This is a genomic window from Cytobacillus sp. FSL M8-0252 (assembly GCF_038007345.1).
Classification (GTDB): Bacteria; Bacillota; Bacilli; order Bacillales; family Cytobacillaceae; genus Cytobacillus; species Cytobacillus kochii.
In genome coordinates, this window is the sequence record NZ_JBBOWZ010000001.1 from 4,458,286 (window position 1) to 4,483,018 (window position 24,733).

General features: G+C 38.3%; 24 protein-coding genes. 7 read left to right on the plus strand and 17 right to left on the minus strand.

From position 1 onward, the window contains the following. Positions 1-41: 41 nt before the first annotated feature. The 4 genes from argS to speE form a co-directional block, all read right to left on the minus strand. On the minus strand, positions 42-1,712 hold the full coding sequence (gene argS / locus MKX83_RS22585; protein ID WP_341058131.1) for an arginine--tRNA ligase: 1,671 nt from the start codon (positions 1,710-1,712) through the stop codon (positions 42-44). Then, a complete protein-coding gene (locus MKX83_RS22590; RefSeq protein WP_233435184.1) occupies positions 1,713-2,153 on the minus strand; it encodes a DUF1934 domain-containing protein in 441 nt (146 codons plus the stop codon). A gap of 272 nt (positions 2,154-2,425) precedes the next feature. Next, positions 2,426-3,298, minus strand: coding sequence for an agmatinase (speB, locus tag MKX83_RS22595; protein ID WP_341058133.1), 873 nt, complete (start codon positions 3,296-3,298; stop codon positions 2,426-2,428). A gap of 12 nt (positions 3,299-3,310) precedes the next feature. Further along, positions 3,311-4,138, minus strand: a complete 828-nt coding sequence (speE, locus tag MKX83_RS22600; protein WP_095371547.1) for a spermidine synthase — start codon at positions 4,136-4,138, stop codon at positions 3,311-3,313. Positions 4,139-4,535: 397 nt separating this feature from the next. Between speE and MKX83_RS22605 the strand changes: the two genes are divergently transcribed. Further along, positions 4,536-6,614, plus strand: coding sequence for a transglycosylase domain-containing protein (locus tag MKX83_RS22605; protein ID WP_307316562.1), 2,079 nt, complete (start codon positions 4,536-4,538; stop codon positions 6,612-6,614). 195 nt (positions 6,615-6,809) lie between these two features. Here the strand turns inward: MKX83_RS22605 and MKX83_RS22610 are convergent, their stop codons facing one another. Together MKX83_RS22610 and MKX83_RS22615 are read right to left on the minus strand one after the other, a co-directional pair. Then, positions 6,810-7,316 carry a YwhD family protein gene (locus MKX83_RS22610; RefSeq protein WP_328198764.1) on the minus strand — a complete coding sequence of 169 codons (507 nt, stop codon included), beginning with the start codon at positions 7,314-7,316 and terminating at the stop codon, positions 6,810-6,812. A gap of 18 nt (positions 7,317-7,334) precedes the next feature. After that, positions 7,335-7,991 (minus strand): site-2 protease family protein, encoded by a 657-nt coding sequence (locus MKX83_RS22615; protein WP_224936793.1) that lies wholly within the window; start codon positions 7,989-7,991, stop codon positions 7,335-7,337. Between the two features lie 222 nt (positions 7,992-8,213). Between MKX83_RS22615 and MKX83_RS22620 the strand changes: the two genes are divergently transcribed. Then, complete coding sequence (locus MKX83_RS22620; RefSeq protein ID WP_095371543.1) at positions 8,214-8,399, plus strand: 2-hydroxymuconate tautomerase; 186 nt, start codon at positions 8,214-8,216, stop codon at positions 8,397-8,399. Between the two features lie 336 nt (positions 8,400-8,735). Here the strand turns inward: MKX83_RS22620 and MKX83_RS22625 are convergent, their stop codons facing one another. The 4 genes from MKX83_RS22625 to MKX83_RS22640 form a co-directional block, all read right to left on the minus strand. Further along, complete coding sequence (locus tag MKX83_RS22625; RefSeq protein WP_341058137.1) at positions 8,736-8,927, minus strand: hypothetical protein; 192 nt, start codon at positions 8,925-8,927, stop codon at positions 8,736-8,738. Between the two features lie 329 nt (positions 8,928-9,256). Beyond that, positions 9,257-9,757, minus strand: a complete 501-nt coding sequence (locus MKX83_RS22630) for a hypothetical protein (protein WP_341058138.1) — start codon at positions 9,755-9,757, stop codon at positions 9,257-9,259. 178 nt (positions 9,758-9,935) lie between these two features. Beyond that, positions 9,936-10,448 (minus strand): YwgA family protein, encoded by a 513-nt coding sequence (locus MKX83_RS22635; RefSeq protein ID WP_095371540.1) that lies wholly within the window; start codon positions 10,446-10,448, stop codon positions 9,936-9,938. A gap of 45 nt (positions 10,449-10,493) precedes the next feature. Further along, entirely contained in the window at positions 10,494-11,795 is a 1,302-nt protein-coding gene (locus MKX83_RS22640) for an HD domain-containing protein (RefSeq protein ID WP_095371539.1), read from the minus strand. Between the two features lie 356 nt (positions 11,796-12,151). Between MKX83_RS22640 and MKX83_RS22645 the strand changes: the two genes are divergently transcribed. Next, positions 12,152-12,883: an RsfA family transcriptional regulator gene (locus MKX83_RS22645; RefSeq protein WP_341058141.1), complete on the plus strand. Its 732-nt coding sequence runs from the start codon at positions 12,152-12,154 to the stop codon at positions 12,881-12,883. A 212-nt stretch (positions 12,884-13,095) separates the two neighbouring features. Here MKX83_RS22645 and MKX83_RS22650 read toward each other — a convergent pair whose 3' ends face one another. Next, entirely contained in the window at positions 13,096-13,938 is an 843-nt protein-coding gene (locus MKX83_RS22650; protein WP_307316546.1) for a lipoate--protein ligase family protein, read from the minus strand. 27 nt (positions 13,939-13,965) lie between these two features. Continuing rightward, complete coding sequence (gene pta, locus MKX83_RS22655; RefSeq protein WP_341058143.1) at positions 13,966-14,943, minus strand: phosphate acetyltransferase; 978 nt, start codon at positions 14,941-14,943, stop codon at positions 13,966-13,968. Between the two features lie 290 nt (positions 14,944-15,233). Between pta and hemQ the strand changes: the two genes are divergently transcribed. The 3 genes from hemQ to gerQ all read left to right on the plus strand — a co-directional run bounded on the left by hemQ (position 15,234) and on the right by gerQ (position 17,011). After that, the gene (gene hemQ, locus MKX83_RS22660) at positions 15,234-15,986 is read left to right on the plus strand and encodes a hydrogen peroxide-dependent heme synthase (RefSeq protein ID WP_341058148.1); all 753 of its coding nucleotides are present in this window, start codon (positions 15,234-15,236) and stop codon (positions 15,984-15,986) included. A gap of 135 nt (positions 15,987-16,121) precedes the next feature. After that, positions 16,122-16,544, plus strand: coding sequence for a cell wall hydrolase (locus MKX83_RS22665; protein ID WP_095371533.1), 423 nt, complete (start codon positions 16,122-16,124; stop codon positions 16,542-16,544). 20 nt (positions 16,545-16,564) lie between these two features. After that, a complete protein-coding gene (gene gerQ, locus MKX83_RS22670; RefSeq protein WP_251162340.1) occupies positions 16,565-17,011 on the plus strand; it encodes a spore coat protein GerQ in 447 nt (148 codons plus the stop codon). Between the two features lie 583 nt (positions 17,012-17,594). Here the strand turns inward: gerQ and MKX83_RS22675 are convergent. The 3 genes from MKX83_RS22675 to MKX83_RS22685 form a co-directional block, all read right to left on the minus strand. Further along, positions 17,595-17,966 carry a DUF423 domain-containing protein gene (locus MKX83_RS22675; protein WP_095371531.1) on the minus strand — a complete coding sequence of 124 codons (372 nt, stop codon included), beginning with the start codon at positions 17,964-17,966 and terminating at the stop codon, positions 17,595-17,597. Positions 17,967-18,028: 62 nt separating this feature from the next. Next, complete coding sequence (locus MKX83_RS22680) at positions 18,029-18,334, minus strand: YwdI family protein (protein ID WP_251162341.1); 306 nt, start codon at positions 18,332-18,334, stop codon at positions 18,029-18,031. 236 nt (positions 18,335-18,570) lie between these two features. Then, positions 18,571-19,236, minus strand: a complete 666-nt coding sequence (locus MKX83_RS22685; RefSeq protein WP_281203338.1) for a uracil-DNA glycosylase — start codon at positions 19,234-19,236, stop codon at positions 18,571-18,573. Between the two features lie 122 nt (positions 19,237-19,358). Between MKX83_RS22685 and MKX83_RS22690 the strand changes: the two genes are divergently transcribed. Next, on the plus strand, positions 19,359-19,994 hold the full coding sequence (locus MKX83_RS22690; protein ID WP_224936805.1) for an aspartate/glutamate racemase family protein: 636 nt from the start codon (positions 19,359-19,361) through the stop codon (positions 19,992-19,994). A 168-nt stretch (positions 19,995-20,162) separates the two neighbouring features. Here the strand turns inward: MKX83_RS22690 and MKX83_RS22695 are convergent, their stop codons facing one another. Both MKX83_RS22695 and MKX83_RS22700 read right to left on the minus strand, forming a co-directional pair. Further along, on the minus strand, positions 20,163-21,389 hold the full coding sequence (locus tag MKX83_RS22695; RefSeq protein ID WP_341058157.1) for an MFS transporter: 1,227 nt from the start codon (positions 21,387-21,389) through the stop codon (positions 20,163-20,165). 122 nt (positions 21,390-21,511) lie between these two features. Next, a complete protein-coding gene (locus MKX83_RS22700) occupies positions 21,512-24,592 on the minus strand; it encodes an efflux RND transporter permease subunit (protein WP_341058160.1) in 3,081 nt (1,026 codons plus the stop codon). Positions 24,593-24,733 lie beyond the last annotated feature (141 nt).

The following is a 24,733-nucleotide window of genomic DNA, read 5'->3' on the forward strand; positions in this document are numbered from 1 at the left end:
AAAGCGCCCACTACACGAGTGGGGCGCTTGCTGTACGTCTCTTACATTTTTTCAGGAGCTGACACACCGATTAACGCTAATGCATTTTTCAATGTTGTTTGTACCGCTTTAATTAGTGCTAGTCTTGCTTTTGACTTTTCAGGCTGATCGCTATCTAAAACTTTTTCAGCATTATAGAAGCTATGGAAAGTAGATGCTAAGTCAAAGATATAATTGGTAATTCGATGAGGCATGCGCTTTTCAGCAGCTTCACCTACTGCTTGTGGAAATTCGCCAATTTTCTTCAATACATCTAGTTCTTTTTCTGCTCCGATTAATGATAAGTCAGCTTGGGCGTCAAGAACTAACCCTTGTTCTTCACCTTGTCTTAAGATGCTTGAAATACGCGCATGTGCGTATTGTGCATAATATACTGGGTTCTCGTTAGACTGTGATACAGCTAGATCTAAATCAAAATCTAAATGAGTGTCCGCACTTCTCATCGCGAAGAAATAACGAGTCGCATCTAAACCGACTTCCTCTACAAGATCACGCATGGTTACTGCTTTACCTGTACGTTTACTCATTTTCATTTTCTCGCCATTTTTATATAAATGAACGAGCTGAATAATTTCAACTTCAAGGGCTTCTTTACTATAACCAAGTGCTTGAATGGCAGCTTTCATACGCGGTATATAACCATGATGGTCTGCACCCCAAACGTTAATAATTTTCTCAAAGCCACGCTCTAATTTATCTTTATGATAAGCAATATCTGGCGTTAAATACGTATAGGAGCCATCATTTTTAATCAAAACACGATCTTTGTCATCACCAAAAGTAGTAGAGCGGAACCATGTCGCACCATCTTCTTCGTATATATGACCATTTTCTTTTAATGCTTCCAATGCACGGTCGATTTTTCCATTATGATAAAGCGAAGTCTCTGAATACCATACATCATAAAGAACACGGAAATCTTCCAAGTCATTTTTTAATTTTTCCATTTCATATTTCAAACCATACTCACGGAAAGTGTCAAAACGCTCTTGGGCATCGTAATCGACATACTCATTACCATGTTCTTTAGCAAGTGTTTTACCGATATTAATAATATCTTCCCCATGATAACCGTCTTGCGGCATCTCCTTTTCCATACCTAATGCTTGGAAATAACGGGCTTCTACAGAATAAGCGAGATTATTAATTTGGTTGCCGGCATCGTTAATATAGTATTCACGCGTAACATCATAGCCTGCCTTCGCTAGAATGTTGGATAATGAATCACCAACAGCTGCCCCACGCGCATGGCCTAGGTGTAGATCACCTGTTGGATTAGCAGATACGAACTCTACTTGAACTTTTGTGCCATTACCTACATTTGTTTGACCGTAGGCTTCATCTGCTTCTAACACGGTAGGAATTAAGTTCGTTAAATAACGATTATCCATGTAAAAATTCAGAAATCCTGGCCCAGCGATTTCCATCTTTTCAATCGAAGCTTTTGATTGATCAAAGTGAGTAATGATATCTTCAGCAATCATTTTTGGCGCTTTTTTTGCCACTCTTGCAAGTTGCATCGCCATATTTGTAGAATAATCACCATGCGTTTTGTCTTTTGGTATTTCTAGAATAACATCAGGAATTTGTCCCTCTTCAGCTAAGCCAGCTTTTATGACCGCTTGTTTAATTTCTTGTTTCAGATTTTGTTGCACCTGTTCAACGATATTCACTCAGTTTTCCTCCTCAAATGCAATGGTTAGATGATAGGTTCCTGCTTTAGATCCTTGCATGTTTAAATCATACATCAAATCAATAGAGCCAATGTTTGTCTCTTCTTTAAACTCATGCACCATTCTCTTCGTTAAAGTTTTTAAATTAAATACACCATATGGGGTCGTATAATTACCTCTTAAAGACTGATGCATTTTAAATGGCAAGCGCATTTTTATCGAACCACTTCGTAAGATTAAACCGTCATCCTCAGTCATTTTTACAATGGTTTTCACCATGCCTACATCCATCTCTTCTTCATATTGAAGATATCTGGCATTTCCTTTTTTATAGTATCGACCAGCCGCCGTTAATTCAAAAGTATCCTTACTATTCCCATCATGGATGGTCGTTTTCACATTTATTTTTACAGGAATTTGATCATCTAAAACTTTCGACAATCCCTCCACATCCTTTTATACCGTTTCAAACGAAATTTCTATAACCTTATTAGTATAAAACAAATTAATGTTATCTTCCAGTCATGAATAATTATACAATAACAACTTTAACCACTAGTATACCACGGGCATTCACAGAACTTTTCTGATGAAAAGCGTATGATAAAGCTTTTCACGTAGTTAGTATTTTTGAACTAAACACCAGATATCACACAAAACCAAATAAAAAACGAACAAATTCTCCTATAATAGAATTTGTTCGCATCATCAATTTATTTCACCCAACCTAAAATCATTTCACGAATAAGCTTACTAGCTGTATTCGCAGTTTGTTCTGAAGGGTCATAAATGGGTGCCACTTCAACTAGGTCACAGCCAACCACATTCACTTTGGCACGAGCAATTTCATGAATAGAGGCTAAAAGCTCCTTAGAAGTAATGCCTCCAGCATCAACAGTACCTGTACCCGGCGCATGTGCAGGATCAAGGACATCGATGTCAATTGTCACATAGACAGGACGACCAGCTAATTGTGGCAAAACTTCCTTCAAAGGTGCTAATACTTCAAATTTAGAAATATGCATCCCTACTTCTTTAGCCCATTGAAACTCTTCTTTCATCCCAGAACGAATCCCAAATGAATAGACGTTTGTTGGACCAATGAGATTAGCCGCTTTCTTGATTGGTGTGCTATGAGAAAGTGGTTCGCCTTCGTAATCGTCTCGTAAATCTGTATGTGCATCCATATGGATAATCGCTAAGTCAGGGTATTTCTTATACATCGCCTTTATGACTGGCCAGCTAACTAAATGCTCCCCACCCATACCAATAGGGAATTTATTATCTGCAAGTAGTCCGTCAATGTATTCCTCTATCATATCGATACTTTTTTGCGGGTTTCCAAATGGTAATGGAATATCTCCTGCATCGAAAAATTTCACTTCTTCTAGATCTCGATCTAAATAAGGACTATACTCTTCAAGGCCGATGGACACTTCTCTTATTCTTGTTGGGCCGAATCTTGAACCCGGACGATAACTAACTGTCCAGTCCATTGGCATCCCATAAATTACAGCACTGCTGTCTTCATAATGCGGATGACTTTTAATAAACACATTTCCTGAATAAGCTTCATCAAAACGCATAGAGAGCCCTCCTTATTCCACTAAATCTTTAACAAATTTCGGTAGTACAAATGCAGCCTGATGTAGTTCTTTTGTATAATATTTCGTCTCAATTTCGTGGAAACGCTCTTCTTCCACTTTTAGTGGATCGTGCTTTTTCGAACCGATAGTGAATGCCCATAATCCACTAGGATAAGTAGGGATATTCGCCACATACAGACGTGTAATTGGGAAAATTTCTTTTACATCCTTTTGAACATTGCGGATTAAGTCTGCTTTAAACCACGGATTATCTGACTGCGCTACGAATAAACCATCTTCCTTCAATGCTTTAGCAATACCTGCATAGAAACCTTTAGTAAATAAGTTAACTGCCGGACCCACTGGTTCTGTTGAATCGACCATAATAACGTCATATTCGTTTTCACTTTCAGCAATATGCATGAAGCCGTCACCCACTTTTACATCTACACGCGGGTCTTCAAGCTTTCCTGCAATTTCTGGCAAGTATTTTTTCGAGAATTCAATAACCTTCCCATCAATATCTACAAGTGTCGCCTTTTTCACGCTAGGGTGCTTTAACACTTCACGAATAACGCCTCCGTCTCCACCACCGACAACGAGGATATTCTCAGGGTTTGGGTGAGTAAATAAAGGCACATGAGCGACCATTTCATGATAAACAAACTCATCCTTCACAGAAGTCATGACCATATCATCAAGAAGAAGCATATTGCCCCACTCTTCTGTTTCTACCATGTCTAGCTTTTGAAAATCTGTCTGTTCCGTATGTAAAGTTCGATTCACCTTCATCGTGATACCGAAGTTCTCTGTTTGTTTTTCAGTAAACCAAATGCTCATTATTCTTCAATCCTTTCTATTAAAAAAGTGCCTCATTTAACCTTATCGTTCCCGAAAAGCAAAATGACAAACATGAGAAAAGTATAGAGGATTCTAGCAAAATTGCAAGTGAAAATTTTGTTAAAAAGCAGATACCCGCTAAAAAGAGGAGTGGGCTAATAGAATCTTCGCACTCATTCATTGTGAAATCGGAACAGTCTTTGGCGTTTCAGCTATATGATTGAACCGATGTAGATGTTTGCTGACCTGGCTCTCTCTACTATTCATGTTTGACCCAATCGGGGGGTTTTCATGCAGACTTTAGATATTCGTGTAATCACAAATATGCATGTTTAAAATACCCTATAGTTTTCAATACTATATGTAAACGAAGCACATTAAAATGGGGGTGGTATATGTGGAAATCATGACAAATCAGCGCTTTAGAAATGCAGGTAAATATTTGCGAGCACTCGTCATTTGTAGCTTAATAGGTTTAGCGTTAATGGTCTGCCTGCTCATCGGTATTTTCATTTATGCCAAAATTTTAGGTCCACCACCACTTGCCGTACCACAATCCACTTTATATATGGCAAGTGACGAGTCTATTATTGGTGAAAGTCACACAGGGGAGAAAAGGTATTGGGCAGATATTACTGATATTTCCCCAGACTTAATTCATGCGACGATCGCGATTGAGGATCAGAGTTTTTATGAACATCATGGCTTTGATTATAAAAGAATTGCTGGCGCCTTGCTGGCAGACCTCAAAGCAATGGCAAAGGTACAAGGTGCGAGTACTATTAGTCAGCAATACGCTAAAAACCTCTTTCTCGATCAAGATAAAACGTGGACAAGGAAAATAAAAGAAGCGTTTTATACCCTAAGAATAGAAATGAGTTACACAAAAGAGCAAATACTAGAAGGCTATTTAAATACAATCTATTACGGTAACAGGGCTTACGGTGCACAAGCAGCTAGTCAGTTTTATTTTGGAAAAGATGCAGCTGATTTAACTTTAGCCGAATCCGCTATGCTCGCAGGTATTCCAAAAGGACCAAGTGCCTATTCACCTCTTGCCTCATTTGAGAAAGCGAAACAAAGGCAAAAGTTAATCTTAACTTCAATGGTAGGGAATCAATATATTACGAAAAAGGAAATGGCAAATGCTTTCAATGAAGAGCTTACTTTCGTTGGTGAGCATCAATATTACGTGAACACTGTTGCCCCCTACTTTCAAGATGCAGTCAAAGCCGTACTAAAATCTCAATTAGACCTTGATGAAAGAATGATTGAACTTGGTGGATTACGAGTTTACACAACACTAGATCGCCAAAAACAAGAGATAGCAGAGAAAACAATTGAAGAAGTGATGACAGAAGATACTTCAATGCAAGTCGGGCTTGTATCAATGAATCCTAAAAATGGACATGTAGAAGCCATGGTTGGAGGAACAGATTATGAAGAGAGCTCATTTAATAGAGCTTTACAAGCGATTAGACAGCCTGGATCTACGATGAAGCCCCTTTTATATTACGCGGCCATTAAACAAGGATTTACACCAGCATCAACAGTAATGAGCAAACCTACTACTTTTCGGTTTGACGATGGACAATCAACATATGCACCTCATAATTATAATAATAAGTATGCAGATGGGGATATAACAATGGCGCAGGCACTAGCGCTCTCGGATAATATATATGCTGTGAAAACCCACCTTTTTTTAGGTGAAGAAACACTCGTTAAGACCGCTAAAGATTTTGGTATTCAGTCTAAGATGGCCAAAGTCCCTTCACTCGCCCTGGGTACATCCGGATTAAGAGTAACAGAGCTTGCCAATGCATACAGCATGTTAGCTAATGGTGGGAAGCGTACTGACCCTGTTTTTATAACAAGAGTTGAGGATTATAAAGGCGATGTCCTTTACGAGGCTAAGGGGTCACATGAGCAAGTATTAGATGAGGATACAGCTTTTGTCGTAACAGAGATGATGACGGGCATTTTTGATCAGACATTAAATGGATATGCTAGTGTGACTGGATCTACTATTAGCAATCAACTCACAAGACCATACGCAGCAAAATCTGGTTCGACGGAGACTGATAGCTGGATGGCTGGATTCTCTCCCCAGCTCGTTACTGCTGTATGGACAGGTTACGATGATAATCAAACGATCGACCTTGTGAAGGAAAAGGCGTTTGCAAAGGAAATTTGGGGGAATTATATGGAAGATGCGCACCAGGACCTACCAATCCGCCAGTTCACACCAACAAAAAATACAATAGGCGTTTATGTTGAACCTTCCACTGGCAAACTAGCAACAGAAAATTGCCCTGTCAAACGTTTTACCTACTTTATTAAGGGAACCGAACCAACTGAATACTGTTCGCTTCACCTGCCTGAATACCAAGCAGAGGAAAAACAAAAAGAGAAAGAGCCAGCCCCTAAGGAAAAAAAGCCTTGGTACAAGAAGATATTACCATGGACTTCATAATTCGCACACAAACATGACAATAGTAGAAATAATGAAAAACCTCGACAGTAGCTGTCGAGGTTTTTCGTGTCCTAGTTCTATACAGTGCTTTGCACTAATATTAAGTTTACTTTTTTTATCCACTTGAAGCAATACTTTGTAAATTCCTTCAATAAACTGTCACAAATACGCCACAATTATGGCTGAATTTGTCTCTTATGCTTGCAAATCTGTTTTTAGTTGTTCTGATGATCTCTCCCACATACCTGCATCATAATCTTGTAGGAATTTAGCTAATACTTCTTTAGAAGAAACATCCATATGATCCACGATCACTTGACCTTTAATTGATTTATCCATTCGATTCACATGTTCAGGAAGTGACTTATACCCTCTTCTAATTGATCGATCAACTGTAAACTCACAAGCTGTTACACCCGCATAATACGTACCTTCTGCCCCACGTTCTACCGTTACCCAGATTAACCAGTATGGCTTACCATTAGGGACTTCTTCTTTTGTTTTTAAAAACTTAATGCCTTTTTCTTGTGGGCTGCGGGCATGCATTGCCCCAACCTCGATTGAAGCCTCTTTTTCATTGACATCTATAATAACCGGCGAAACATTATCTAAACTAAAAGCACCGGCCCCGAATCCACCATGCCCCTCAGTTGGGTCACTTTTAATAATATTAAACTCAATTTTTTTCTTATTCTCTGCCATTTGAAACTCCTCCTTCATCTATGATCTCACAAATAATGTATAAAAGAATGCGCTTAGGTTTTCCATAATCGCTGGAAGTAATGTATTCAGGATAGGGCTAATCGTATATTGACTGAGCGGTGTAATCACAAGGATGAGAAAAATAAGACCTCCATAATTCTCAATTGACGTCATCTTCGCTCGCCAATCATTTGGTACTAAATCTGCAATCACCCGATAGCCATCTAAAGGCGGCAAAGGGATTAAATTAAATATGAAAAGAAGCATATTTAGACCAATAAAAATATTGAGAAACGCGAGCAACGACTCCGGCACTGTATAACCATTTCCAATTAACCAATACCATAAACCTAAAGCAAATGTAGCCAAAACAAAATTACTCAATGGACCAGCTAAAGAAACGCATACACCAGCAAGCCTCGGATTTTTAAAAAAGAAGCGGTTAACAGGGACTGGTCTCGCCCACCCAAAACCCGCTATAAAAATTAAGAGTGTCCCAATCGGATCTAAATGACTAATGGGATTCAACGTCAATCTGCCTTGATTTTTTGCCGTGGGATCACCAAATTTATAGGCGACCCACGCATGGGCAAGCTCATGAAGAGTGAAGGCAATAATTAACGTGATAGCTACATAGGGAATATCCCTAAGTGGATAGGCTAAGAATTGTTCCACACTTTAATCCCCTTTTTTAACTCATGAATGAGTGTTTTATACCTTTTCATTAACCATATGTAAACCTTATCTTTGTCATACATATTAAAGTATAACGCATCATTCCTGCAATAAGGAAATCATGCGCTACTATAAATTTGCTTGTCTAAATGAAGAAAATATGGAAAACTTAAAATAATCGTTGTTCAGAAACAGCGCGAATTCATTTAGGAGGAAGAACTTATGCCATACGTAACTGTTAAAATGCTTGAAGGACGTACAGAAGATCAAAAGAAAGCACTCGTAGAAAAAGTCACAGTAGCCGTGAGCGAAACAACAGGTGCTCCAAATGAAAAAATCACTGTATTTATCGAAGAAATGAGCAAGAACCATTATGCTGTTGGTGGCAAGCGTCTGAGCGACCAATAAAATACAAGATTAAAATATATCGGCACTGACAATGTTAGTTATTCATTGGTGCCGGTTATTTTTTTTGGTGAATCCCTTAATGTAGGATTCTCTATTGTTCTTGTACACTATTATTGATTTTGCCTAGGTTCTCCATATCAGAATTTCCTCTCGGATCCTTTTTTTCACTCATTTTCGGCCGAGTCCAATCAAACTTTGGCTCTGCCACCTTTTTTTGTAACGTTCCCTTCCGGATCCCATTAGATTTAAGAGAACTACCCAATTCTGAGGGAAATACAACGTTTTCTTTTCAGACAAGAAAAGAAACTTCCCAGGGTGAGGAGAAGCCGGAACAAATTAAATTTTATCGCGTATAACTATAAATCGTAAGAGCGTAAAAATACAGCATGAGATATGTGTATATTTACGGTTTAGTTGTGCTCTCATCTCCATTTTTCTTTCTGAGTGACTCGCATACTTCATTTGCGAAGCGCTCAGTTCCTTTTCTCTTACTGAGTGACTCGCGAACTTCATTTGTGAAGCACTCATTCTCTTTTCTCAACTTGAGTGACTCGCGAACTTCTTTTGCGAAGCGCTCAGTTCCTTTTCTTACTTTGAGTGACTCACAAACTTCTTTTGCGAAGCGCTCAGTTCCTTTTCTTACTTTGAGTGACTCACAAACTTCTTTTGCGAAGCGCTCAGTTCCTTTTCTTACCTTGAGTGACTTGCAAACTTCTTTTGCGAAGCGCTCAGTTCCTTTTCTTACCTTGAGTGACTCGCAAACTTCATTTACAAAGCGCTCATTCTCTTTTCTCTTACTGAGTGACTCGCGAACTTCATTTGTGAATCACTCCTTCTCTTTTCTCAACTTGAGTGATTCACAAACTTCTTTTGCGAAGCGCTCCATTCTCTTTTCTCAACTTGAGGGAATCGCAAGCTTCATTTACGAAGCGCTCAGTTCCTTTTCTCACCTTGAGTGACTCACAAACTTCTTTTGCGAAGCGCTCAGTTCCTTTTCTCAACTTGAGTGACTTGCAAACTTCTTTTGCGAAGCGCTCATTCTCTTTGCTCAACTTGAGTGACTTGCAAACTTCATTGGCGAAGCGCTCATTCTCTTTGCTCAACTTGAGTGACTTGCAAACTTCTTTTGCGAAGCGCTCATTCTCTTTTCTCAACTCGAGTGACTCACAAACCTCATTTGCGGAGCGCTCATTCTCTTTTCTCAACTTGAGTGACTTGCAAACTTCATTTGCGAAGCGCTCATTCTCTTTGCTCAACTTGAGTGACTCACAAACTTCATTTGCGAAGCGCTCATTCTCTTTGCTCACCTTGAGTGACTCGCAAACTTCATTTGCGAAGCGCTCATTCTCTTTTCTCAACTTGAGTGACTCACAAACTTCATTTACGAAGCGCTCATTCTCTTTTCTTAACTTGAGTGACTCACAAACTCTAATCCATCAAAACAGAAGCACTCAGTTCATATTACCGATTAAGGCACGCAATATCATTTTCACACGAGCATATATATGAACAACCTCAATATTAAAAAGACCGCTCCTATGATAGGATAGCGGCTTTTGTATTTAAGGCATCGATATAGTGATAAGCTTGGTTAATCTCTTCTTCTGTATATCGTTGTTTGCTTTTGAGCGTGAAGATCTTTTCCTTTACTTCTTCTTTAGGCAGTTCCTCGAAGTATAAGACAGTGGATACTAGCTCTAGAAATCTTGCTGATTGGCCATTCATATCAACGAGACAGTCTTTTAAATGAGGCATACTTACTTCATTTAATTCTAGAAATTCTGTTCCCGATTCGGTTAGTGTATAACGATATTGATAGTATCCACCTTTTTTTTCTTTAATTTCATTCAAGAATCCCATATTGCATAGCTCTTCAATACGAAGAGTGAGTTCTTCTGAATAAGGTCCATAAAAGTGAAAGGCAAATTTCTCATGAAAAGGGTAATTGATTTTTTTTGCAATGTAAATCATTTTTTGTAGCTTTTTACGGCCGACAATTTCATCCGAGGCAGCAATGGCATGAATGATTTTTGCATGGTCTTTCAGCACATTGATTCATCTCCTAATTATTTATTACGTTCCATTCGAACTTTTTTATTCTAAGTCTAGTAATTTTCGTATTTGTTTCTTAATCTCTTTATGTGGCCCTTCATCATGAAGGAGATTGGCAGGATAGTATAATTTATGATCGGTCCTTCTTTTACCTGAGATAGCATCAACAATCGATGATTCCCGAGATAATTCCCTTACCTCTCCATTTTTCGATAATAAATGAATCGGTAAACGCTCCTCTTCTTCACCCGGTCGATAAAAATCATAAGGTAAATCAGAGGAAGAATCGACAACTAAGTAATATTCAGGGTCAATTCCCGCTTTTAAAAATAAGATAGACAGCTCTGACAGTTTCTTATATTCCTTGGCTGGGTCAAATTCAACATACTTAAAGAGATGACGGTCTAAGAAACGTTGCGCTAAATCACTTAAAATCTCATCTTCTTCCCACTGCCACATTTGGAAATAGTATAGAACAATTGATTCATCCAGATGAATGTAATCATCCACCGTTATTTCGCCTTTAAATAAAGAATAAAAATGAGCAGGGGCTTGTTTGAACTGATAAGATTCTTCATATAGAGCCTTTGCCCTATGGAGTATTTTTGTTAAGATCACCTCTGCACTTCTCGTTACAGGGTGAAAATACACTTGCCAATACATTTGGTATCGACTCATTATGTAATCCTCAACAGCATGCATGCCACTTTGTTTAATCACAACCTGGTCTTCCCTTGGCCTCATCACTCGTAAAATACGTTCCATATCAAAATGACCATAACTCACGCCTGTAAAATAGGCATCTCTTTGTAAGTAATCCATCCGGTCGGCATCAATTTGACTAGAGATTAAACTGATAACTAATTTGTTTTTAGACGTTTTCGCAATTATTTCTTCTACTTTTTTTGGAAAATCATCACTTACTCTTCTTAACACATTGTTGACTTCTGTGTTACTGAGAATAATTTTCTTTGTAAAATTTTCATGATCTAAGCCAAATACCTTTTCAAAAGAATGCGAGAACGGCCCATGACCTAAATCATGTAACAATGCTGCACAAAGGGTTAATAAACGATCGTCATCATTCCACTCTGGACGTCCTTTGAAGACATCATCGACAATTCGCCTAACAATTTCATAGACACCAAGCGAATGATTAAATCGGCTATGTTCCGCTCCGTGAAAGGTAAGAAAGGTTGTTCCTAATTGTTTAATCCTTCTTAGACGTTGGAATTCTTTAGTACCAATCAAATCCCAGATAAGACGATCTTTCACGTGAATATAACGGTGAACAGGATCTTTAAATACCTTTTCTTCAGTTAATTTTTCTGTCGCATATGACATCATGACACCTCCCTTTTTATATAGACATAACCAATATATTAACTTCTTTTTTTACCTTTAAACATTTGATTGCTCTTCATCAGTTTTTTTTTACTTCCCCTATTATATCTTTCTCTTTCTCTTGTTTCACCCCCCGAATGTAATAGACCAACCTCTCCTGCACATACGAACCCCTGTCCTAGTTGTTTTTTGGCGAAATGAGAATTTTTTTCGACATTTTTAACATGATTTACCATACGTATCTATTAGAAACCATCTTCTACTATCCTTTCAAACATAGAATGTATAAAACCTTGTATTCTTGACAATCCTATTGCTAAAGCTTAACTATTATAAAAATTTAGGGAGTTGAGATCATGAAAGTACGTCAAGATGCATGGTCAGAGGAAAATGATTTATTATTAGCAGAAACGGTTTTAAGGCATGTCCGTGAAGGTAGTACGCAATTAAATGCATTTGAAGAAGTTGGAGATAAGTTGAATCGCACATCAGCAGCTTGCGGGTTTCGCTGGAATGCAGTTGTACGGCACCAATATGAAAAAGCCCTTCAACTAGCAAAAAAACAACGAAAGCAACGACAAAGAATGCTTGGCAAAGAGCAAGGTGGAAAGAAAAAACTATTATATTCACCACCAGTTCCTACATTAGATGACGTAGAAACAGCGATGGAGCCGATGAATGATTTGCTATTTGAAGAACCTGAAGTAACAACACCTAATGCGGCTCCTACTGAAGAAGTGAAGACACCTGTATTCAAAACGGAGGAAACTTCATCATCTAATATGACGATGGCAAGTGTCATTCAATACCTTGAATCATTAAGTCACTCAAGTATTAAACTGGATATCTTAAAAAATGAGAATGAAAGACTTCAGCGCGAGAATGCTTCTTTAAAGGCTAGAAACCAAGAATTAGCGGCAAGAGTAAGCAAGCTAGAGCAGAATAGTGTCACTATCCAAGAAGATTACGAGACATTAATGAATATTATGAACCGTGCTCGAAAATTAGCGATTTTAGATGATGAGGAAAGAACCGCCACTAAATTCAAAATGGATCGTAATGGCAATTTAGAAAAACTAGCAGAATAAATGATTAGACTGTGGTTTACCACAAACACATACAAAAGTAACTGAGTAAAAGGCTGAACCAGCTTACTCAGTTATTTTCTATTTAGCGTGACTTACTAGATTAAGATTTATTCGTACATTTGATAGGCCCTCCACCAGTGGTAAAACGAGCAAAAGAGCACCTGTTTTCATTCTAAAATCTGCAAATTATTCGGGAGTTGCCTGGACCCATATTATTTCTTGTTCATGATTTTTTCGTTTCTATCGACTACACGGTCGAAATAGTTTTCAAACATTGGTGCTTCAGTGACGGTTAACTGACCTGAATGAAGCGTGCCACTATGTTTCTTTAATGTTTGTAGGAAGCGGAGCATCACATCTTCTATGGTGAATTCCGTTTGGAGTAGTTCAGCTAGCGAAGCCATCACTGTTGGATCAATGTCAGGATAAGTAAACTTAGTCTTCTCATCCTCTTTACTAATACGGTAAAATTCTTGAATGATCTGCGCTCGTTCACTGCCGCTGCCATTTACACAAAGGTAGATTTGCACAGCGACACCCTTTCTCAATCTGCGTTGTGAAATGCCTGCAAATTTCTGGTCGCCAATGCTTAGATCATAACTCCCCGGACAGTAGGACTTGGTGATCTCTTTCGCTTCAATTTCTACGGGAAAATCGGCGAACATTTCTTTCACTAAAAACCACATCGCATCATATCCACGGTTAATATCAATACCTTTTTCCGTTTCCTGCAGCACTAAAGTAATATTCAAGACACCTTCATCGAGAACAACCGCAAGCCCACCTGAATTCCGCACAATACAGTCATAACCTTGTTGCTGTAAAAATTGAACCCCTGCGTTAATAAAAGGCAGTTTTGTATCTTGAATACCAAGTACGATTGTGCGGTCATGCACCCAGCTTCTCGCAGTAGCAGGAGAGAGTCCCGCCCCAACCGAAGCGCATAAAGTATCATCCATACCGAAAGAGTGAAGTGCACTGACAAATCGCCCTGATTGCGACTGATCAATTATACGCCATTCTTTTTGTTCTAATAAATTTAAAGCCTCTTCCATTCCTTCTGCTCCTTTACCATTTAAGAACTATTCGACTAAAGCTTGGCTAGCCGTAATAATCGCAAGCTTATAGACATCTTCCTCATTACAACCGCGGGAAAGATCATTAACCGGTTGATTCAAACCTTGTAAAATTGGACCTACCGCTTCAAATCCACCTAATCTTTGCGCTAACTTATAGCCAATATTTCCTGCTTCGAGGCTTGGGAATACAAAGACATTTGCTTGTCCATTGATTGGTGAACCCGGCGCTTTTTTCTCTGCGACAGAAGGTACGAACGCTGCGTCAAACTGAAGCTCTCCATCAATGACAAGCTCTGAATTTTTTTCTTTTGCCATAGTTACTGCCTCAATGACCTTATCAGTTTCTGGAGAATTTGCAGATCCTTTTGTCGAAAAGCTCAACATAGCCACACGAGGATCAATATCCATCATTTTTGCTATTTTTGCACTCTCTACAGCGATTTCTGCTAATCCTTCTGCATCAGGGGAAATATTGATCGCACAGTCAGCAAAAACATATTGTTCTTCCCCACGAACCATAATAAATACACCAGAGGTCCTTTTCACCCCTGCTTTTGTTTTAATAATTTGTAATGCCGGTCTGACAGTGTCTGCTGTTGAATGTGCCGCTCCACTTACCAAGCCGTCCGCTTTGTTTGCATAAACAAGCATCGTTCCAAAATAGTTTCCATCCAAAAGAATTTCCTTTGCTGCTTCCGCTGTTACTTTCCCTTTTCTCCTGTCGACGAATACAGGAAGCAATTCATCCATATACTCACTATTTTTCGGGTCAATGATTGTACAATTTTCTAAAGAAACCCCTAATTTAGTGGCCTGATTAGTAATTCCCTCTTCATCTCCAAGTAAAATAGGTACAAGAATGCCTTCCTCAGCTAAGCGACTGGCAGCTACAAGAATTCTATCGTCTGTGCCTTCAGGAAAAACGATTTTCAAGCTCTTCCCGTTTATTTTTGCTTTCAATATTTCAAATAAGTTGCTCATATTAAGCCCCTCCAATTAATCATTTAAAATACAATTATTTCTTCTCTTCTTCCATTACAATAGACCGCTCGTTAAATAGCAATAGAAAAGGCAAATGTCGGTTAATTCTAAAAAATGAATTCTTTTTAATAAAACAGTGCACTGAAGCGCTTCATTCATATCATACTTATAACCTATCCATTAAGCAAAATAACTAATCAAAACTAGCTGGTTTTAATCGTGTGGTTTGCTGGCTAAACTATGGTATAGTAAACATGAAGTAAATAGTACATATATGAGGAGCGATGACAATGAACGAAGCAGCAAAAACTCTTGACGGCTGGTATTGTCTCCATGACTTCCGTGCCATCGATTGGACTACATGGAAAATGATTTCTAGCGATGAGCGTGAAGCCGCTATTCACGAATTTCTATCACTGGTTGATAAATGGAACACCACGCAAGCTGCCGAGAAAGGTAGCCATGCACTATATACAATTGTCGGTCAAAAAGCAGACTTTATGATGATGCTTTTACGCCCAACAATGGAAGAATTAAATGAGCTAGAAAATGAATTCAATAAAACAAAATTAGCAGAATATACGATTCCGACTTTCTCTTACGTTTCTGTCGTTGAATTAAGTAACTATATGGCAGGAGATTCTAATGAAGACCCTTATCAGAATCCTCATGTGAGAAGTCGATTATATCCAACACTTCCACAAGCGAAATATGTTTGCTTCTATCCAATGGATAAGCGTAGACAAGGTGAGGACAACTGGTATATGCTCCCAATGGATCAACGTCGTGAATTAATGCGCAGCCATGGTCTCATCGGACGCTCTTATGCTGGCAAAGTTAAACAAATCATCACTGGCTCAGTCGGATTTGACGATTATGAGTGGGGCGTCACTTTATTTGCCGATGATGTGCTACAATTCAAAAAGCTCGTATACGAAATGCGTTTTGATGAAGTAAGTGCTCGTTACGGAGAGTTCGGTGCCTTCTATGTAGGTAACCTTTTACCAGAAAATGGTTTAAGTAAGTTTTTACATGTTAATTAATCGATATCGTTCCCGTCAATTTATTGGCGGGAGTTTTTTTGTCATAAATGAAAAGGCTTATACATAGTTATAAATAGTGAGTTTATGAATAAGCCTCTATCTAGCAACATGGCAAACTTTTTAAGAGGTGATTGTATGGGCGTGATAGCCTACACAGAAGCAGATGTAAAGCTACTAGCAAGACTTTTGCGTGCAGAAGCAGAAGGTGAAGGAAATCTTGGTATGTTAATGGTTGGCAATGTCGGCGTCAATCGCGTCCTTGGTAATTGCTTGGATTTTAAAGACATTACATCCATTAGGCAAATGGTTTTTCAAAATCCTGGTGGGTTTGAAGCAACGCAGAAAGGCTATTTTTATCAAGCGGCACGATCGAATGAATTGAACTTAGCAAGAAGAGTTTTAAAAGGCGAAAGGCAACACCCTGCTAGTAATGCTTTATGGTTTTTTAGACCAGGTGGCGATTGTCCAGCACAATGGTATAACCAATGGAATTCAGGTAGGTTCAAATCACACTGTTTCTACATCCCTACCGAATCAGATTGCCCATCTGTTTATTAATTTATTTGGAGGGAAGTGCAATGACTCAACAAGGTTATCCTTATTATGGTGGGAATCCCCAACAACAACAACAACAGCAATACAACAACCAATATCAGCAGCAGCCTCAACAGAATTTCAACACTCAACCACCTTCAGTAAACATACCAACACAAGGGATGCCAACAAACGTTCAAGGTCAATCAACAGGTCAACTGCCAATGGAACAATCCTTTATTGAAAATATTCTCAGATTAAATCGCGGTAAGCTTGCATCCATCTATACAACATTTGAAAATAATTCACAATGGAATGCCAAAGTGTTTAAAGGAATCATTGAAGCAGCTGGACGTGATCATGTCATTATTAGTGATCCCGAAACAGGTGAGCGCTACTTAATCCCAATGATTTATTTAGATTATGTTGTTTTCCCTGAGGAGATTGAATACTATTATCCAGCGCAATTAACACAATACAACCCAAGGTAAGCAGAAAAGCGGAAGGCGCCCGCCTTTCGGCGACAAGCATAAGGCAAAGATGGCTGTGAGGTTGTCCTTTACCTCATAGACAGCTTTGACTTATGACCTCGAGCTCCATGACGCTGGAGCTAGACATGATGAAAAGCGGAAGCGGCTCGCTCTGGAGCGACAAGCATAAGACGAAGATGGCTGTGAGGTTGTCCTTTACCTCATAGACAGCTTTGACTTATGACCTCGAGCTCCATGACGCTGGAGCTAGACATGATGAAAAGCGGAAGCGGCTCGCTCTGGAGCGACAAGCATAAGACGAAGATGGCTTTGAGGTTGTCCTTTACCTCATAGACAGCTTTGACTTATGACCTCGAGCTCCATGCCGCTGGAGCTCGACATGATGAAAAGCGGAAGCGGCTCGCTCTGGAGCGACAAGCATAAGACGAAGATGGCTTTGAGGTTGCCCTTTACCTCATAGACAGCTTTGACTTATGACCTCGAGCTCCATGACGCTGGAGCTAGACATGATAACTCATTGAAAAATTTTATACTTTCTGTTGAAAAAGGGCTGAACATCATAAATGTTCAGCCCTTCATTATATTATAAGTGTTTTACAGCAAATACAAGAATAAGTACCCAACCGACAAGGAATGCTACACCACCAATAGGTGTAATGGCGCCTAATATGGATATTTTCGTTAATGCTAAGATATATAAACTTCCAGAGAAAAATAAGATACCAAATGCCATTAACCAGCCAGACCAAGTTAATAAGGAAGAGTCTGGCATTTTCGATAATAATAAAGCAACAATAAAAATCCCAATAGCATGGAACATTTGATATTGTACAGCCGTTTGCCAATTATCCATATACTTGCCTACTACTTTACCTTCTAAAGCATGGGCTCCAAATGCACCAAATGCAACAGCTAGAAAGGCAAAAATCGCCCCAATAATGATGAAAAGCTTCATTTATTTTCAGCCTCTTTCTTTTAAGTATGTATTTAGTATAACAGGTAAAGTAAAGCTACTCCTTAAAAGTCAAAAATCGACTCACCGTTTGCCTCATCACCCATTTTCATTGGTTTTTCATTCAGACTTACCTGTTGAGGACCGGGGATATTCGTCTGAGGAGTTACCATCGGTTGTTGCTGCGTTTGCGCAGTCCGTACTACTCCCGTTGATTGATCAAGAATCACTTCACACAACGTTTTAATAGCATGGACTCTTTCTCTTACTGCCGATTCATTTAACCCTTTCGCCTCAATAATCTCAGCTTCCATTTTACTTAGCATTTTCTCGATTGAAATACTCATGTATTCACCTACTTCATCTACCATCTTTTTCTTCCTATAGTGTATCAGTTCTTCTTTTCAAAACGCAAACACGATTGCCCTGACGCAGTATGAACCTCCATCGACGGCCATTTTTTTGTTTTAAAACCAAATGCCTTGCAGCCTCTGGGAAATCTTTGATCCCATGTAACATAGAAATATTTACATTTGACACAGCTTACCTTTTTCTCCGGCATTTCGACAGCACCCCTCTCGTTTCACGTGAAACATGACGAAAAGTCTTATATATTGTCTATTTTCCAATCTATCGGTTTCTCTCCCCATTCTAACAATTTTTGATTAATTTTTGAGAATGGCTTGCTACCAAAGAAGCCTCTATGAGCAGATAACGGACTCGGATGGGGCGCGAGGATAGTGGCATGTTTTTCTGTATTAATTAACTTTAACTTCGCTTGCGCGGGCTTCCCCCACAACACAAAAATAATAGGCTTCTCTCTATGATTTAAAGAAGTAATAATATGATTCGTAAACTCTTCCCACCCTTGTCCACGATGAGCATTGGCCTCTCCTTCTCTTACTGTTAATACCGTATTTAATAATAATACCCCCTGCTTCGCCCAAGAAATGAGGCAACCATGGTTAGGTATGGGACAACCAATATCTGTTGCTAATTCTTTATATATATTTCGTAGAGACGGAGGTATTTTCACACCAGGTTGTACCGAAAAGCTTAAGCCATGCGCCTGATTGGCACCATGATATGGGTCTTGACCAAGGATAACCACTTTTGTCTCTTCAAAGCTTGTATATTCCAATGCATTAAAGATATTTCCCTTTACAGGATAAATCGTATGATTCCGATATTCCTGTTCTAAAAAGCTCATCAACTTTTGGAAGTAAGGCTTTTCTTTCTCCGGAGAAAGTCTTTTCTGCCAATCCGAATTCATCTCTTTCTCTCCTTCATTAGTTTTTATACTATTTTCATTGATTATTAGATATACTATAGAGAATACAATTAACTGCTCGGAAATGAAAGCACGAAAGCGGAAAGGATGAGGTGATAGATAAAATGAAGGTTGCCTTAATACACGCAACAACGACTGCTTTAAAGCCTATAGAAGAAGCGTTTAGAAAAGTGGCGCCTGAGGTTGAATTATTACATTTCATGGATACTCACTTACTGACGATGATTGAAGAAAGCGGCTCATTGACACCAGAAATTGCTCGGCGCTTTTCAAAATCTGTCTCTTTAGCAGCTGAAGCTCGCCCTGATTGTATTCAACTAACTTGTTCGGCATTCAATCCTTTAACAGCTATCCTTCAACCACTTTGTCGAGTGAAAATGTTCCGTTCAGACGAAGCGATGCTAGATGAGGCTTTAGAATATAATCGAATCGGTTTAATCTCTACCGTCAGAGAAACACCCGAAGCGCTAATTAATTACCTACAAGCACGTCAACCGAACTGTGCCATTGAATCTGTTGTTGATCCTGGCATCATCCATCTACTTTTTGAAGGAAAAAAAGAAGAACATGACGAAAGAGTCAGGAGAATGGTGGCGGAAATGGATGGGAAGGTAGATGTCATCGTCCTCTCGCAATACAGCATGGCACATGTAGCTAACCAAGTGACACCCAGCACCCCTATTCTTGTTGCACCGGAAGCAACTGCGAAACGGTGTTTTCAATATATACTGCAAAAATGATTTAAGAAACAAGCATAATCACTGCTTGTTTCTTTTATTCACTAAATTGCTCTACTGTTCATTTTTATTAAGAAATGTTTGTATCAATACGGATTCAAATGAAGCCACCTATTCACAAGGAATGATAAATTCATATAGTAGTTGCTCACTATTTAGTAGCTTCAAACATTAAACATTTCTAGCTTGTCCTGGTTCATTCAATGACTGCTGCTTTGTGTTTCGTAAAATAATCGCCAAAGCAACAAGGAATAAACAAGCAGACACTTGAAAGATAAAAGTTACTGATACCACACTTTTTAATATGCCTACTAATGTTATACTCATTACCATAGACCCACTAAACAGAGGCACTAAAATACCGTTGACCCTTCCTATAAGATGATCATTTGTATTTTTTAATACCATTGTATGAATGCCTATTTGAATAACCGGAAGAAATACCCCATATAAAAATTGTCCTAATAGTGTTAGCGTAAGTACTGTTGAATAGCCAATTATACTTATAGATATCGCGGTCATTGCCACTCCTATTGCTAAAAACTTCATCGGTTGTATCTTACTAGATAAAGTAAATGATATTACTCCACCAATCACCATTCCTAAGCCATTTATCATTAGAAGCCACTGTAAATACTCTGTTCCTAATGACAATTTTTCCATGACAATAAAAATGTTCATTGGTTGAATGAGCCCTACTGCTAGTCCTGCAAATAAGAAACATGCTCCCAGCGCTTTTAATTGATTATTTTTAAGGACGTATTTTATTCCACCCCTCATATCATCCAAAATATTGGCTATATGTATGGACGACTCCCTTTCAATATTTTTACTCTCTGTAATGAAAAACAACGAAAAAGCAGATAATAGAAAGGCACTTCCAGTGATTAAAATGGAAGGGAGAAGGCCTAAGTTTTCATAAACAATGGTACCAATGACCGGCCCCATTATCATAAAAACAGCAGATAAGGTTTGATAAAGAGACATCGCAGGCTGTAATAGTTTGTCTGGGAGATTTTGCTTAAATAACTTCATACCCGCTGGTTGGGAAAGCTGGGAAAGCACTGCAGAAATTAAAGTAATAAAAAAGACAACTTTCCAAGTACTAAAAAGTAGCGCAGCAAAAATAGCAAAAATTGATATTGCCGTAAGAATATCACACCATACCATCGTCTTCTTTGGTTGCCAACGGTCTGCAAATGTTCCTCCTAGGAAAGAAAACAAAAAAATGGGGGCATACTCCGCAAGCATTATAAAAGAAATGGCTATAGCGTTTCCATTCGTTTGTTCAGTAACAAATAGTAATATCGAAAAGTTCCTTATCCAAATACCCATTTGAAGAAATAAGGCAGAGAAAAGGATACAATAAATAAAGCGGTTTTTAAAAATTGAACTCACCTTTCATTCTCCTTTTTGAATACTTTCACCTAAATTTTAAATCATAACCATTAAAAAACAGATCTTATCCTCGTCCAAAATACCCACAGAATTGAGAAAAAGAAAGCTTAGTGAAAACACCACTAAGCCTCAATGTTTACTTCTTCTTTTTGAGCTCTTTTCTTCTTAAACTTCTTTTTCATCTTCATTAAAGCTTCATAAACAACTGGAACGACAATCAAAGTGAGTATTGTTGACGTTGTAAGACCACCAATGACTGTTATCCCTAATCCCCTCGAAATTAGGCCACTTCCATCCGTCTCACCAGTAAACACAAGTGGAACTAATGCCCCTACAGTTGCAAAAGCAGTCATTAATATCGGTCTCAAACGTGTTGTACCCGCTTCTAATATTGCCTCCCTTAAATCAATACCTTCTTTTTCATTCTGAATAATTCTCGCAACTAAAACGATCGCATTTGTTACAACTATTCCGATTAACATTAAGGCACCAATCATTACTGAAATACTAATTGGTTCTCTAGTTAACAAGAGTCCAACCAAACTACCAATAATTGCATATGGCAAGGAGAATAGGATAGCAAATGGTGCTAGACCACCTCCAAATGTGACAATTAAAACGAAAAATACAACGAAGATAGCAAGACCTGAAGCAATAATTAATTGATTAAAAGAGTCTTCAATTTGATCTGAAACACCGCCAAATTCGAGGTTGACTCCATTCCCAAATGAAATTCCTTTTAATTCACTTTCTAAATCTTTGATTGTCTTATTGATATCATTGCTTTGAACATTAATCGTTACTTCACCATATTGCTTGCCATTACGATTGTATATAGCTGAGGGAGCTTCTTGCTCAATGAGTTCTGTCACCTCTGATAGTTCTATCTCTTCACCAGACAAAGTGGAGATAGGCAACTTAAGATAATCCTCCTGTTTTTCAATCGTTTTTGCTGTATTCAAGTAAACAGGTAAGTCGTCTCCTTCCTCATTTATAGTGGTGAGTCTCATGTCCACCCCTCCACCTAGTGCTGAATAAACCTGTTCTGGGTGCACACCATTATTGATTAATTCATCCAGTTTCAGCTGAAAACCAAGCTTATCATGCAACTCAGAGACATTGGTTTTTATGCTCTTTACTTCTTCTCTATTTGATAGTTTATCTTCAATCTGACCTATTGACTGATTAATCTCTTCAAAATTATTACCGTAAACATAAATATTCATTTGACTATTGCCTGAACCAGAATCCTGAAAACTCCATTCTCCCTCGGTTTGCTTCCGAATTTCAGCAGAGATTACTTCCTGCTCTTTTCCAAAGTCTTCAACGCTTCCTTTATATTTAATGAAGAATAGAACTTGTCGGGTATCCGCTGGGTTAAGTGGATTTCCTCCACCTTGTGATGATTGGACGAGCTCTATATGTTCCCTACCAAGCAAATAATCTTCTACAGTCTCTACTTGCTCATTAATTTCTTCTCTTGTATCACCTGTTTTTGGATCATAAGTGATAATAAGTAAGTTATTTTCATCTTCTTGTATGAAGGTGACGCCAATAAATGGAATCAAAAACAAACTACCAATTAAAAGAATATTGATACATGTGAAAGATACGATTTTATGATTAAGACTCCATCTTAGTATCTTTCTATACGTTTCTCCTTTATGTTTCTTATCTCTAGAAGCACGCTTTTCCACTTTTCTACTCATCATAAAATGAGCCATCATTGGCACAATTGTTATAGAAACTAACAGTGAGGCTAAAAGGGCAAATACGATTGTTAATCCAAAAGGATAAAATAGTTCTCCTACTGGACCATCAACAAGCCCTAATGGAAGGAACACTGCAATTGTTACAATCGTAGAGGACATAATTGGTGAAAACATTTCCTTTGTAGCTGCTACAATTAATGCATTTCCACTCAATGGTTCTTTAGATAACTTTATTTTTCTATGAATGTTCTCAATAACAACAATCGAGTCATCAACTACTCTTCCAATGGCAACTGTCATCGCTCCAATTGTCATTAAGTTCAAGCTTATTCCAATCCGATGAAGTAACAATAATGCAATGAGTAATGATAGTGGAATTGAAATAACCGATATAAGGGTAGATTTTATATCTCTCAGAAACAGTAATATAATCAATACTGCAAATGCGGCTCCTATTAGAGCCTTTTTGAACATCATACTGATGGAATCTTTTATTGGATCGCCACTATTCAATACTGTTTCAAATGTTAAACCGTCATATTGTTTTTCAAACTCATCCATTTTATTGGTTATTGCGTCAATAATTTCAACCGTATTCCCGTTTACTCCTTGTACTACTTGTATACCAATTGACTCTTCCCCATTAAATCTAGAGATAGACGATGAGCTTTGTTCTAACTCAACTTCCGCAATATCACTAAGGGTAGGTGTTGCTTCTGCTGTTTGATCTACTCCTTCTATTACAGATTGCGGATTAATTGGCACACTGATATCCTTTAGTTTTTCTATATCCACTTCGCTTTGAATCGCAACGACCTTTTCTTGATTATCAACCTCTTTCACGCCTAATGAAAATTCATTTAACACGCTATTCAAATATTCTGCTACGTCTTGATCACGCAGTTGATATTCTTGTAGTCTTTCCGGTAAAAGATTGATTCTGACCTCTTTCGACTCATTCCCAACGATATTTACTGTAGAGATTCCCTGAATTTCTTCAAAAGCCGGCTGTATTTCATTTTTTACGAGATTGCTTACTTCTGAAAGGTTACTATTCTGATTTAATACGGATACAACTAAAATTGGTAAATCATTAAAGCTAAGTCTCGCAACCTTTGGTGTCTGGGCATCCTCCGGAAGATTCAGGTTTTTTATCGTTTCTTCAATTTCCTGTTCTGCTTCCTTAAGATCCTTATCAAATCCATATTCTACTTGGATCGATGACGCGTCTTGCATGGAAGTTGATACCACATTTTTTACCCCATCTAAATTCCGCACACCATTTTCTATCTGGTTGGTAATTTTATCCGAAACTTCTTCAGACGATGCACCGGGATAAATAGTTGTAATATCAACGATTGGCTCATTAATATTTGGGAGTTGCTCCATTTTCATTTGAAAGGCAGAAAACATACCAAAGACTATAATAAAGATTGTGACGATCCAAATTGCGAGCTTGTTCTTAATTGAAAAATTAATAATTGACTTCATTCTTCGACTCCTTCTATATTTTACTTATTATCACCTACAAACACCTCTCTATTGTATTCAGTTTGAACAACAAAAAGATTAGAGTATCACGCAAATTTCGCCTGTTATTAAAAAATGCTAAAAACCTCCTAAAAAAGGAGG

Bases quoted from the DNA above. Each gene is read 5' to 3' on its own strand.
- MKX83_RS22700 (WP_341058160.1), bottom strand. From the start codon at position 24,592: ATGAAGTCAATTATTAATTTTTCAATTAAGAACAAGCTCGCAATTTGG.
- speB (WP_341058133.1), bottom strand. From the start codon at position 3,298: ATGCGTTTTGATGAAGCTTATTCAGGAAATGTGTTTATTAAAAGTCAT.
- MKX83_RS22625 (WP_341058137.1), bottom strand. From the start codon at position 8,927: ATGAGTGCTTCACAAATGAAGTTCGCGAGTCACTCAGTAAGAGAAAAG.
- pta (WP_341058143.1), bottom strand. From the start codon at position 14,943: ATGAGCAACTTATTTGAAATATTGAAAGCAAAAATAAACGGGAAGAGC.
- MKX83_RS22675 (WP_095371531.1), bottom strand. From the start codon at position 17,966: ATGAAGCTTTTCATCATTATTGGGGCGATTTTTGCCTTTCTAGCTGTT.
- hemQ (WP_341058148.1), top strand. From the start codon at position 15,234: ATGAACGAAGCAGCAAAAACTCTTGACGGCTGGTATTGTCTCCATGAC.
- MKX83_RS22610 (WP_328198764.1), bottom strand. From the start codon at position 7,316: ATGGCAGAGAATAAGAAAAAAATTGAGTTTAATATTATTAAAAGTGAC.
- MKX83_RS22650 (WP_307316546.1), bottom strand. From the start codon at position 13,938: ATGGAAGAGGCTTTAAATTTATTAGAACAAAAAGAATGGCGTATAATT.
- MKX83_RS22640 (WP_095371539.1), bottom strand. From the start codon at position 11,795: ATGTCATATGCGACAGAAAAATTAACTGAAGAAAAGGTATTTAAAGAT.
- MKX83_RS22680 (WP_251162341.1), bottom strand. From the start codon at position 18,334: ATGGTAGATGAAGTAGGTGAATACATGAGTATTTCAATCGAGAAAATG.
- speE (WP_095371547.1), bottom strand. From the start codon at position 4,138: ATGAGCATTTGGTTTACTGAAAAACAAACAGAGAACTTCGGTATCACG.
- MKX83_RS22665 (WP_095371533.1), top strand. From the start codon at position 16,122: ATGGGCGTGATAGCCTACACAGAAGCAGATGTAAAGCTACTAGCAAGA.
- MKX83_RS22685 (WP_281203338.1), bottom strand. From the start codon at position 19,236: ATGAATTCGGATTGGCAGAAAAGACTTTCTCCGGAGAAAGAAAAGCCT.
- MKX83_RS22690 (WP_224936805.1), top strand. From the start codon at position 19,359: ATGAAGGTTGCCTTAATACACGCAACAACGACTGCTTTAAAGCCTATA.
- MKX83_RS22645 (WP_341058141.1), top strand. From the start codon at position 12,152: ATGAAAGTACGTCAAGATGCATGGTCAGAGGAAAATGATTTATTATTA.
- gerQ (WP_251162340.1), top strand. From the start codon at position 16,565: ATGACTCAACAAGGTTATCCTTATTATGGTGGGAATCCCCAACAACAA.
- MKX83_RS22620 (WP_095371543.1), top strand. From the start codon at position 8,214: ATGCCATACGTAACTGTTAAAATGCTTGAAGGACGTACAGAAGATCAA.